Origin of the sequence: Flagellimonas sediminis, assembly GCF_010500845.1 — a bacterium.
GTDB lineage: Bacteria > Bacteroidota > Bacteroidia > Flavobacteriales > Flavobacteriaceae > Flagellimonas > Flagellimonas sediminis.
In genome coordinates this window covers 352,229-365,093 of the sequence record NZ_JAAAMI010000004.1, presented here as the reverse complement: position 1 = coordinate 365,093, position 12,865 = coordinate 352,229, and the positions used below count along the sequence as shown (strand labels likewise).

At 42.2% G+C, this 12,865-nt stretch carries 6 protein-coding genes; 5 read left to right on the top strand and 1 reads right to left on the bottom strand.

Features of this window, described 5'->3' with window-relative positions; translation table 11 throughout:
- The first annotated feature begins 548 nt into the window (after positions 1 to 548).
- The 5 genes from GTK07_RS10690 (at position 549) to GTK07_RS10670 (ending at position 11,687) form a co-directional block, all read left to right on the top strand.
- Positions 549 to 1,661 (top strand): twin-arginine translocation signal domain-containing protein, encoded by a 1,113-nt coding sequence (locus tag GTK07_RS10690; protein ID WP_163635230.1) that lies wholly within the window; start codon positions 549 to 551, stop codon positions 1,659 to 1,661.
- Between the two features lie 400 nt (positions 1,662 to 2,061).
- Positions 2,062 to 5,247, top strand: coding sequence for a SusC/RagA family TonB-linked outer membrane protein (locus tag GTK07_RS10685; protein WP_163635229.1), 3,186 nt, complete (start codon positions 2,062 to 2,064; stop codon positions 5,245 to 5,247).
- Between the two features lie 10 nt (positions 5,248 to 5,257).
- The gene (locus tag GTK07_RS10680) at positions 5,258 to 7,099 is read left to right on the top strand and encodes a RagB/SusD family nutrient uptake outer membrane protein (RefSeq protein WP_163635228.1); all 1,842 of its coding nucleotides are present in this window, start codon (positions 5,258 to 5,260) and stop codon (positions 7,097 to 7,099) included.
- Positions 7,100 to 7,285: 186 nt separating this feature from the next.
- Positions 7,286 to 10,633: a VCBS repeat-containing protein gene (locus GTK07_RS10675; RefSeq protein WP_163635227.1), complete on the top strand. Its 3,348-nt coding sequence runs from the start codon at positions 7,286 to 7,288 to the stop codon at positions 10,631 to 10,633.
- A gap of 28 nt (positions 10,634 to 10,661) precedes the next feature.
- On the top strand, positions 10,662 to 11,687 hold the full coding sequence (locus GTK07_RS10670) for a sterol desaturase family protein (protein ID WP_163635226.1): 1,026 nt from the start codon (positions 10,662 to 10,664) through the stop codon (positions 11,685 to 11,687).
- 7 nt (positions 11,688 to 11,694) lie between these two features.
- Here GTK07_RS10670 and GTK07_RS10665 read toward each other — a convergent pair whose 3' ends face one another.
- The gene (locus GTK07_RS10665; protein ID WP_203583774.1) at positions 11,695 to 12,708 is read right to left on the bottom strand and encodes a DUF4185 domain-containing protein; all 1,014 of its coding nucleotides are present in this window, start codon (positions 12,706 to 12,708) and stop codon (positions 11,695 to 11,697) included.
- Positions 12,709 to 12,865 lie beyond the last annotated feature (157 nt).

Here is a 12,865-nt window from a genome sequence, read left to right as displayed (position 1 = left end):
TACTTTGGATAAGGGTAAGATTTGGAGTTTGCCGCATTCTACTTCGTTGCGTTCGCCTTCACTTGGACTCCCAATTCTTAGGGCAAAGGAAATGGAATCAATGCGAAACTACTGGGGCCTAAAGATTAATATAGCAACTTTCATATAGGAGTTAGGGAAATGCTTTGTTGATGATATGCCAACAAAATCTGGTATGTATTATTCCAAAATTTAATGGGTTAAGGATTGAAAAAATAGTGGCTTTGGTCAATCCATATAGTATGCCATGCCTTAGGTTGATATTGTTCTCCAACGAAGATTGGAGAAAGGGTATTCCTTTTGCGTATCAACTTTATAACGGTTCCTTGCGCTTCCGGTCATGTAAGGGAAACATATTTGGCCTTCCGACACAATGATTTTTTGAAAATAATTTTATATGTTTAAACATTATAACATTAATATTTTATCGCGAATTGGAGCTCAGCATCAAATTTTTTCTATGATTACTTTTATAGTAAAATGGCAATAATGCGGCTCCATATAGTTTAGAGATACAAATTCATAATCATATGACAACAAGAAGGAAATTTATTGGTAATTCGTTAATGGCAGGTGCGGCAATGGCCACGGCACCCACATTGGCCTATGGAAATGTGGGTAAAAGTTCGGTGCCTCCCGAAAATGAACTAATTGGACATGGAGATTTCAAATATAAAGTGATTTGGGATTGGGCCAAAATGAGTATTGCCCATAATCCACTTTTAAATTGCCATGAAATGCAGATGGATAGCAAAGGAAGATTGATTATGTTGGGAGACCATACTGCAAATAATATTTTGGTTTTTGATAGGTCAGGCAAATTGTTGGACTTTTGGGGGACTGGTTTTCCGGGGGGGCACGGATTAACATTGAATGATGAAGGAGGAGAAGATGTATTATATATTACAGATTGTGGCTATTACGTGGATCGTTTGGGAAAGAATCAAAGCCAAGCTGGTCAGGTGTTCAAGACCACAGTGGATGGCAAGTTAATTTTTCCACTGCCGCATCCGCACACCATCGGAGCCTATAGGCAGGACCAGCCATACAGACCTACGGAAACGGCCATTGCTCCCAATGGAGACATTTATGTAGCAGACGGATACGGTTCGGATTATATCCTGCAATTTGATTCTAAAGGCCAATTCATTAAAAAGTGGGGTGGCCATGAAAACACCGATGTCAATTATAACCTGAATAATGCCCATGGCATAGCCATTGATCATAGATCGGGAGATGAACCGGTATTGATAGTGACCTCCAGGAACGATAATGCATTCAAATTTTTTACCCTTCAAGGAAAGTATATCAAGACTATTGAGCTTCCGGGTGCTTTTGTTTGCAGGCCAGTAGTGGATGAGGGTAATATCTATGCAGGTGTGTGCTGGTCTGAAACTAGGTCGGGCCAAAAATGGGTCAGGGATACAGGATTTATTACCATATTGGATATGGACAACAGGGTGGTCTCCAATCCAGGAGGAGAAGCTCCCAAGTATGAAAATGGGAAGCTTCAAAAAATGTACAATGCCCCAATTCCGATTTTTAATCATGGTCACGATGTTCTAGTGGACCCTGATAAAAACCTTTATTTGTGTCAGTGGAATGCTCATCAAACGCCACCCATTAAACTGGAACGTGTTTAGATTGGGCTTGGGCTGCGAGGGAAAGAAAATCACAAATTTAAAAGGAGAATGCCAGAATAGTATTTTTTATTGACAAAAAATATGTAAAAATTATTTTAAGTAATAAATTTTATTATATTTGATAATGTATATACATAAGAACATTAAATATTTTGAAATCCCAGGAAATACTTCAATAAAGGTTTGGATGCTTTTAGTTAGGTGATGGGGTCAGGACAATGAAACTAGTATTTATTGTTCATGATCGTTAGCCGACTTAGAGTGGTCGTCCACCTTTATTGCCGAGAAAAAGAATGGTGAAATCTGAATAAAAAAAAGCCAATCTCCTGAAGAAAGATTGGCGGCAAAAGTTTAGGAAACTCTTTAATTATTAAAGAATAAATAATCAACCGACAAATATATGAAATGTAATGAAATATTGGGCAAATGGCCAAGGGCCATTGGTTTTTCGCGCGCTATTTTGCTTATGCTATTTCTAGGTAATGCTCCATGGACGCATGCCCATGGGGTAATTGGAATAAGTGAGATTATTCATGTAAATCCACTAATCCTCGATCCTTCCCTTGACCAAATGACGGTTTCGGGTAAGGTCGTTGATGAAAATGGGATTGCCCTACCCGGCACAAGTGTTCTGGAAAAAGGGACCACCAATGGAGTATCCACCGATTTTGACGGTAATTATACCATTACCGTTAATCCTGGTAGCACATTGGTTTTTTCCTATATAGGATTTTTAAAGAAGGAAATTACCGTTGGTTCATCCACTAATATAGATGTTCAAATGGCGGTGGACGCCAGTAACTTGGACGAGGTTGTAGTAATTGGATATGGAACCCAAAAAAGGGCAGAGGTCACCAATGCGGTCAGCCAAGTGGAGGGCGTTGTGTTAAAACAGACTCCGGCCATTTCCGTGTCAAATTCCATTGCGGGCCAAATTCCTGGTGTCTTTGCTGTACAAGGATCGGCTGCTCCAGGATTTGATGATGCAGATCTGAGGGTTCGGGGATCCAGTAGTTTTGGCAGTGCCCCCGTACTTTATGTTATTGATGGGGTGGCCAATAGGGATCCTGATAATCTCAATAGGATCGATCCTAACGACATTGAGAGTTTAACCGTGCTTAAAGATGCATCGGCGGCCATATATGGAGCTCAATCTGCTGGTGGGGTTATTTTGGTGACAACAAAAAGGGGAAAGGTGGGAGATCCGGAATTCTCTTATAATTTTGACCATGGGTTTTCACGTCCCATATCCAAGCCCAATACGGCCAATGCACTTCAGTACATGGGAATCATTAATTCAGCGGATGAATTGGATGGTAGGTCACCAACCTTTTCCGATGCCCAAATAAACCTTTTTTTAGCAGGGGAAAGAGTATCCTCTGATTGGTGGGATGAACTCATTGGAGGGCAAGTATTGGAGCAACAGCGTCATTCGTTGAATGTTCGTGGGGGCTCGGAAAGAGTGAAATACTTCGGTTCAATCGGGCATGCCAAGCAAGGAGGACTTCTGATCGGGGATGACAAGACTGCTTTGAAACAGTACAATGTTCGATCCAATATCGATATGAACATCAGTGAAAACTTGGACCTTAAATTAGACCTTCATGCTAGGAGAAAATATACGCAAACGGCTCAAGGCGGTGGAGCGGATGGTGCTATAGGAGGAGCCTTGGGGTCAACCAGTCCACTTTTGCCCCCTTTTATCGACGGAAACACCAAACAACCAGGGGAAGGTTTTTCGCAGCTCAATCCCGCGGCCCGAGTAACAGGTCCAGGATATAATAGGTATACAAGTGATGTTGTCAATAGTACCTTGTCCTTTGATTGGAAGACCCCTTGGGTCGTTGAAGGGCTCTCCGTAAAAGGTTTTGCAGCCTATGACCAGTGGTATAATTATAACAAGAGTTTCAATACAACATGGACGTATTGGGAATTGGATTCAGAGGGCAATGCGGTAGAGAGGCAGTCACGGGAAGTGGAACCGGTTGGACTGACCCAAACGTTTAGCCAAAGCAATCAATTAACCCTCAATGCGCGAATCGAATATGAAAGAAGACTGGGGGAGGACCATGACATCAAGGCCTTTGTGGCATACGAACAAAGTGAAACTAAAAGGAACAATTTCTTGGCTGGGCGATTGGGGTATGACTCCTTTCAGCTTGATGAACTTTTTGCCGGAAGCCCTGATAGGTCCAATTGGCTTACCGATGGTTCTGCCTCCGAAACGGCAAGACAAAACTACTTTGGTAGGTTGTCCTATGGTTATAAATCCAAATATCTCTTTCAATTTAACTTTAGATATGATGGATCCGATACCTTTCCCAAGGAGAATAGGTTTGGTTTTTTCCCAGGCGCATCCATTGGTTGGCGTATTTCAGAGGAATCCTTTATGCCTGAAAACCTTTTTACCGACTTGAAGTTAAGAGCTTCCTGGGGTATACTAGGGAATGACCGTGTAAGCCAATTCCAATTTCTTCAATCCTTCGGTTTCCCGGCCGCGTTGCCAGGAAATGTTGGTGGGTACGTAATTGGAGGTGAAGATGTAACAGTACTGGTACCGGGCGTAGCGGCGAATCCTGCCATTACATGGGAAAAGACAGAAAATCTTGATATCGGATTGGAAGGTACCATGTTCAACGGGAAGTTTTCCTTTGTACTTGATTATTTCAGACAGCGAACAACTGATATTCTGGCCGCGAGGAATTCCTCGATCCCGAGCACCTTTGGTATTATACCACCTAGTGAGAATATTGGTGAATTCAAGAACCAAGGTATTGATGGGCAATTGGCATTTAAGTTTGCGAACACCAAGGATTTTAACCTAGGTCTTACTTTAAATGCGACCTATGCCAAAAATGAACTAGTGTTCAGAGATCAGGTTCCACCGCCAGAAGGTTCGGAATTCCAAAATTTGGAAGGTAGGCCGGCTACCTCCATACTGGTCTATAAAACTAAGGGAATATATAGAACCCAGGCCGATTTGGATAACAATGTCAACTATGCAGGTGCGGGTCTTGGTAATTTGATTTTTGAGGATTTAAATGGTGATGGCACCATAAACTCTGATGACCGTTATGCCTTCGATAGTAAAAGCTATCCCGGCTTGCAATATGGATTCAATGTAACTGCCGGGTTCAAGGGACTTGATTTTAGCATGTTGTTGCAAGGTCAGGCAGAGGTGATGAAACCTTTTACCAATACCTTCAATTCCGGAGCCTCTGGCAACGGACTAGCTTACGCGGCCGACAATAGCTATACGTTGGATAATACGGATGCTGTCTTGCCTAGGGTCTTGAGGAACGGTACTTTGGATAGTAACCCTTTTGAGGCTGATTTTTGGTACAGGGATGCTTCCTTCCTTCGTATTAAACAGATGCAATTGGGTTTCACCCTTCCTGATAAGATCTATGGTTCGTTGCGCAATTCAATTCAAAGTTTTAGAATTTATGTCAGTGCTACCAACATTCTGACCATTTATGATGCCATGTCGGAATTTGATTTGGGAGACCCGGAATTCAGATCCACCAACGGAGCTGGTTTCCCACAGCTGAGTACAATTAGTTTGGGGTTTAATGTCACTTTTTAAAAATTTTATTATGAAAGACAGTAGAGTTAATACCTTAAAAAGGTTATTAAAGACCATCATGTCAGGTTTAATGATGATCGTAACATTAAATTCTTGTAGTGACGATGTTTTAAACTTGACCCCACTGGATAGGATCAGTGAGGAAGCGGTTTTCGTGGACGAAACGTATCTGACCAACTATGTAAATGGGAATTACAGGGGCATACGACCTCATTACGAACCCGATGCCGGTGGATATGAGGGAGTTACGGATATCGGTATCTTTCAGGATACTCAAGTGGAGAACGCTGGTGGGGCAATTGCCTATAGAGATGGGAACATGACTGCGGACTTGGTCGATAATTTTACAATGGGCCTTTATGCCAACTCGTACAATTTTATTAATCGGATCAATATATTTTTTGAAAAGACAGAAGGAAGTACGGAGATAGACCCGGATAGGCTTAGAGTACTTACTGGAGAATCCACTTTTCAAAGAGCTTATATTTACTTTGAATTGTTGCGTCATTTTGGAGGTGTTCCCCTTTTAACCAATTCCGTTCCATTGGACCAAGCAAATGACACTCCGGTATCACGAAATTCATATGAGGAAGTGGCTCAGTTTGTAGTGTCCGAACTGGATAAGGCGGCCGCTCTTTTGGATGGGGAGAACATGGAAACCGGAAGAGCCAGTAAAGGGGCTGCCTTGGCCCTGAAAGCGCGAATGTTGTTGTATATGGCCAGTCCCTTGAACAATCCTGCCAATGATTTGGCCAAATGGCAGGCTGCCGAAGCCGCCCACGAGGCTGTTTTTGCGGAAGGCTATAGTTTGCACCCAGACTTTATACAGGTCTTTAAGGAGCCCATTAAGACCGAAGAAGTAATATTTGGTAGGGAATATACAGGACCTAATGGAACCGAATCACAAGCTTTTGGTCTGGCCTGGGGGTATAACTATGATTTTTGGCCAAGCGGGTTCGATGCACAGCAAAAAGTGATGCCCACCCAAAGATTGGTGAACATGTTCCAGATGATCAATGGTGAATACCCTTATTTGGACGAAGATTTTACCGTGAACCCAGAGGCAGGGTACGATCCTCAAAACCCCTTCGTGGATCGTGACCCGAGATTTTATGAAACGGTATTGTACCCAGGGACCGACCCGGTAAATATAAACGACGGTGCCAAGTCTACGATAAGAACTTATGAATATTGGGAAGATGCCAATCCGGATATCCCTGATGAAAACCCGACTAAGGTAGACCCGATCAATGGGCAGCAATTGTTTGATTTCGGAAGGGACTCGGAAACCTATTTCGACCGTGGTCTCACCCCTTTTCACTGGAATGTGCAAACGGGATATACCTTCCGTAAGCTATTGGATTTTGAGGGACCAAGGGCATCCACGGACTACGATTACAACAATGTTACACCATGGATTAGGTTGGCGGAACTTTACCTGAACTATGCAGAGATACAGATTGCACTGGGCAATGAAGATCTTGCTAGGGAATATATCAATATGGTCAGGAGCAGACCTTCGGTGAATATGCCTCCCGTGACGGCCACCGGCGATGAACTGGTAGAAGTTTATAGAAAGGAAAGAGCCGTGGAACTGGCTTTGGAGGACCAAAGATTTTTTGATCTGTTGCGCTGGAAAGCAGGACCCGGAAACATTGATAGTAATCCAGTAAATGGATTGGATACCGTTACCAGGGACTGGTCCGATGGAGGAAAGTTTTTCTTTGGGTATGGTCCTGTTAACACACAAAGGGCGGCATGGCCAGGGGATTACTATTATTTATTGCCTATTCCACGGGCGGAAATTAATAGGTCCAAGGGTGGAATCGAGCAAAATCCCGGATATGATTAATATGAAAGAATTAGGTTGAGTTAGTTTTAGTTAATTTGCTGATTGCAGATTCGATCTACATGATTCTCCGCGTAGACGGATTTGCAATCTTGCTTTTTACAAACGGCATATATAAAAGAGGCATTTTGTAAAAATGTCTAGATGGCACCGCTCATAAGATTGAATATGTAATAAGATTTTTATTAAATGGGACTGAAATTTAAAGCGCTTTCCGTTTGCTTGATCATGGGGGTCGCCCTTACAATTGGAATTGGTTCCTGTACCCGGACAATGGCGGAGGATGCGATGTTTACCCAGTTGGACCCTGCATCCACAGGCATAAAATTTGTGAACGATGTGCACATAGGAACCGATTTCAATATTCTGACCTATCGCAATTTTTACAATGGCGGAGGCGTAGGGATTGGAGATATCAACAATGATGGTTTACCGGATATTTATCTGATTAAAAATCAAGGTGGGAACAGGCTCTATTTGAACAAAGGGGATTTCGTTTTTCAGGATATCACTGAGACCGCAGGGGTGTCAGGCACCAAAATGTGGTCTACAGGAGTCACCATGGTGGATGTGAACGCAGACGGATTACTTGATATCTATGTATGCAACGCAGGCATTACCAACAAAAAAAATGAGCTTTTCATCAATAATGGAGATCTCACTTTTACGGAAATGGCGTCGAAATATAACCTGGACGAGGAAGGCTTTACCACACATGCGGCATTTTTTGATTATGATGGGGACGGCGATCTGGATGTGTATATCCTGAACAACAGTTTTATATTGCCCACAAGTTTGGGCTTTTCAAACCTGAGGGAGTTGAGAAGTGAGGATTGGAGGGTGCCCGAAGTTTTTAAGGCAGGGGGGGACAAACTCTTGAGGAACGATAATGGACATTTTACGGACGTCAGTGAACAAAGTGGGATATACGGTAGCTTGATCGGTTTTGGATTGGGGGTCACCATTGGGGACGTGAACAACGATGATCTTCCGGATATATACATTTCCAACGATTTCTTCGAACGGGATTATCTATATATAAACCAAGGGGATGGCACATTCAGGGAAGAAAGCAAAAATTATATACAACATTCCAGTCTTTCATCCATGGGTGCCGACATGGCTGACCTCAACAACGATCATTTCCCTGATATTTTTGTAACGGATATGAGGCCTGGGGACGACGAAAGGCTCAAGAACAATGGAGGCTTTGAAACTTTTGACCTTCATAAAAAAATGCAGGAGCGTGATTTTTATAATCAGTTTATGCAAAATACCATGCAGATCAATAACGGGGATGGCAGTTTTTCCGAGACCGCATATTATTCAGGGGTGGCCGAAACGGATTGGAGTTGGGGCGCCCTTATCCTAGATATGGATAATGACGGCTATAAGGATATTTTGGTTTGCAATGGTATCTATAAGGATATCACCAATAACGATTTCATCAATTACTTTGCCAATGAATCGGCAAGCAGAACAGGGATCTATACCAATGAACAGACCATCAAGTTCATGGAAAAGATACCCTCCGTACCCATATCAAACTTTGCCTTTCAAAACAACCATGATCTTACCTTCACCGATCGGGCCAAAGAATGGGGGCTAGGTAAACCAGGATTTTCCAATGGTGCTGCGTATGGGGATTTGGACAATGATGGGGACCTGGACCTTGTAATAAATAATGTAAACCAGGAAATTTCCGTTTTTCGGAACAACACCTCCAGTAAAACAGAAAACAATTTCATCAAAGTAAAATTACAGGGAGAGGGGAAAAACAAATTTGCTGTGGGCAGTAAGGTCACGATATATTCGGGAAACCAGAGCTTCTATCAGGAGTTGATTCCCAGCAGGGGATTTCAATCTTCGGTGGATTATGAGCTCTTGTTCGGTCTCGGGGCCACGCAGGCAATCGATTCCATTAGGGTACTATGGCCGGATAAATCCAGTTCATTGCTTTCGGGAATAACAGCCAACCAAACACTCACCATTGAGCAATCGGATTCCAACAAGAAAAGAATGGTGATCCCCAAAGTGGCTGAGCAATACATGATGGAGTTGGCGCATGGGATTTCCGGTCATATTGAGGATAGATACAACGATTATAATATCGAGGGCACCATAAGCAGGATGTTGTCAAAGGAGGGCCCTGCCATTGCCGTCGGGGATATCAACAACGATGGGCTGGACGACCTGTATCTGGGAGGGGCAAAGGAACAAGCAGGTACTATCTATCTGCAAGAGAATACAGGTTCTTTCCTTAAAATTGACAATGGCATATTTGAAAAGGACAAAGGTTATGAGGATACTTCAGCTGTCTTTGCCGATACCAACGGGGACAATATGCCCGATCTTATCGTTTCCTCTGGTGGAAATAACATATTTCAACCCACGGAAAGTTATGCAACACGGATTTATATCAATACTGGAAAAGGAAAGTTTGTTGAGAATACTAAAGGCTCCCTGCCCACCACTACCAATACCTCCATTATTGCCCCAAATGATTTTGATGGGGATGGGGACATTGACCTTTTCATAGGCAGTCGAAGTGTTGTTGGAGTCTATGGGAAAAATCCGGAACACTACCTATTCGAGAATAATGGAAAAGGAGGGTATTCTAATGTGACACAGACATTGATGCCAGGAATTATGGAAATTGGTATGATAACAGATGCGCAATGGGCTGACATGGACAATGACGGCCAAAAAGAGCTGTTGTTAGTAGGGGATTGGATGGCCCCAATGATATTCAAGAAGTTTTCTGATGGTTTTGCTGCACAAAATACCGGTCTTGAAGGATATAAAGGAGCATGGAACACCATAAAGATTGCGGACCTCAACAATGATGGTAGAAACGACATGATACTCGGAAACCGAGGCTCCAATTCCTTTTTTAATGTGTTTGAAAATGAGCCTGTCAGGATGTATGTGAACGATTTTGATGATAACGGTACAGTTGAGCAAATATTTGCACGCCAGGTACAAGGAAAAATGAAGCCCATACATCTCCGAATCGAACTTTTAAGGCAGATTCCGCAATTGGGCAAAAATAGCCCAACCTTTTCAGACTATGCAACCAAGTCGATGATGGAACTTTTTCCCATTGATGTGCTGCAGAAAAGTACCATAAAGGAAATCAATACTTTCAAAAGTGTGGTGGTACACAATCTGGGTAACAATGAGTTTGAGGTTCAAGAGTTGCCCATGCAAGCCCAATTGTCAAGCATCCATGCCGTAGAGGCCATAGACCTGAACTCTGATGGATTCATGGATTTGATCATGGCTGGAAACGATATAGACCTTAAACCTCAGTTTGGGCGTTTGGATTCCAATTATGGTCTGGTATTGGTTGGAGAAAAGGATGGGTCTTTTACTGCTGTCAATTCGGAGGTATCGGGATTCTTCCTAAAAGGGGAGGTGAAGCATTTAAACCTCCTCAAGAACAAAGATGGCCATAAATTGCTTTTGGTAGGAATTAATAATTCTCGCCCCAAGCTATTCAAATTAAGGGAAAAGCAGGAAAGTAACCAACGATAATCGGATACAATAATCTAAATAAAATTAAATGGAATTTATTGAATCGGTGTTCCGCGAAATAATTGGCTTTTTGGGAATAACCAATATCATGGAAATTGTGAAGGAGGGCAACTATGGAATTTTAAAAACCTATGATGGAATTGTTGCGCTGATACTTCCCATCATTCCCCTTTTAATGTTATTGGAGTTTATTTTGGGACTCGTATATAAGAAACCGCATACCAAGGTCTACAAGGTAAATTTCCTGATCTATCTCTTCAACCGTTTTTTAGGCAGGTTTATTGCAATTGCCATGGTGGCCTTTTGCATTGGGTTGTTCCAGGACCATGCCATAATAAAAACAAACCGAACGTGGTATTGGTTCATTTACGGATACATTGTTTGGGAGTTTGGCCATTTCCTATATCACTATTGGGGGCATAAGGTCCGACTTTTTTGGTGTCTCCATTCAACACATCATGTTCCTGAAAATATGAATCTTTCGGTTGTCTATGCGCATTTCTTTCTTGAGGCACCCTACGCCGATGCGATTAGGACGACCGTATGTATTTTACTGGGAGTGCGTCCTGAATTCTTGGTCATTATCATGTTTATAGACGGTACTTATGGGGCCTTCATCCACGTGGGAGAAAATTTGATTAAGGATGCCAGATTTGGGTTCCTTAATAAAATAATGCTGACACCATCCCATCATAGGGTGCATCATGCAAGAAACCCATTGTATATGGATACGAATTTTTGTAACCTTTTGAATATTTGGGACCGGGTTTTCGGAACGTATCAGGAGGAAGATAGGGAAATTGAAGTAGAGTATGGCATAACACGTGAAGTGAACAGTGGCAATTTCATCGATGTATATTTCGGGGAGTTCATAGCATTGTTTAAGGATATGTACAACGCACCAGGACTCAAGAACAAGCTATTGTACGCAATAATGCCCCCAGGATGGGACCATAACGGAAACCATAAAACGGCAAAAGTGGTAAGGGAGAATTATTTTTCCGCCATGGAAAAACCCGATGTGGGTCTAAAAAAGGCGGAAGTACTTGATTAGTTAGGTTTTAATCCAAAATGAGATTCAGAGGGATCCACAAAAATTTGGGACGGTAGTAGTCCGTATCTACTTCGTGAATTTTACTGACATCAAAACTATTCACACAATAGGAAACCAATAACCGATCATCGGTAATGTATTGGGGATGTGCCATGGCATTATAGGTGAATACCTTATCTTCTACGTTGTTTTGCTCTTTCGTGTGGTACAGTAATTTTTCATTTTTCCATGGGCCTATTGGGGAATCGGCAACGTAAGAAAATATATTGCCCCCACCCAATTCACGTGCCATCAAGATCAAAACATACTTATTCTTGTATTTGAAGACAGAAAACTGTTCAGGAACGCTTTGATTAACACCTGGTAGTGCAGTACTTGTCATAGGATTGGTGTCCCACGATTTTCCATTGTAAAATTTGAAATCTTCCAAATGATTTCCGGCACTCAAGGTGGCCCTGGCCACATGAAGGGAGGAAATGCCCCGATCTGTAAAGGCTCCGTATAGATAGATGTGCTTGCCGTCGTTTAGCATGGAATGTCCATAGTGCACCTTATTTTGATTGGAAAAGGGAAAGTCTTCTTGGGAAATGACTTTAAAGTCGTTTGCACGCATCCGTATATAATCTGTTCCGGAAAATTGAAATCCCCAATCGTAATCTCCATGCAAAAATCGTGACATAAAAACGTGTATTGTTCCATTTTTTTCAAACCCATGCCCGGGCCAGTAATATTCCTTAGGATTTCCATAGGTAGGCTTCAATAGAGCATCGGGATTGGTTTCCGTGCCAGAGTAGAGTGCCTCATGGCCATTATTGTTTTTATTGATTAAAATGAAGGTGTTATTGATCATTGGGCTATTCACATCCCTTTTATGATTTACCACTGGCGACAAAAAGGAATCACCCATCATAAAAACGGAAATGCTGTCATTTAGAGGAAAGGAAATCACCCCATCCGCTCCTGTGACCCCTATACTGTCTACCATGATCAAATGGTCAAAGGATACTGCATTGGATACCATATTCGCATCGATAATTTTAGTAATGTTCGAATTTGGTGTAGCACACGAAAAATTATAAATTGTGAGTACTACCACAGTGAACCTTAGAAAAGTGCTTTTATAATAACCCGACATTGATATGATCATATAATTAGATTTCCAAGAAGATAATAAGCAC

Coding starts and splice junctions, on each gene's coding strand:
- GTK07_RS10690 (WP_163635230.1), top strand. CDS start 549: ATGACAACAAGAAGGAAATTTATTGGTAATTCGTTAATGGCAGGTGCG.
- GTK07_RS10685 (WP_163635229.1), top strand. CDS start 2,062: ATGAAATGTAATGAAATATTGGGCAAATGGCCAAGGGCCATTGGTTTT.
- GTK07_RS10680 (WP_163635228.1), top strand. CDS start 5,258: ATGAAAGACAGTAGAGTTAATACCTTAAAAAGGTTATTAAAGACCATC.
- GTK07_RS10675 (WP_163635227.1), top strand. CDS start 7,286: ATGGGACTGAAATTTAAAGCGCTTTCCGTTTGCTTGATCATGGGGGTC.
- GTK07_RS10670 (WP_163635226.1), top strand. CDS start 10,662: ATGGAATTTATTGAATCGGTGTTCCGCGAAATAATTGGCTTTTTGGGA.
- GTK07_RS10665 (WP_203583774.1), bottom strand. CDS start 12,708: ATGGTATCCAATGCAGTATCCTTTGACCATTTGATCATGGTAGACAGT.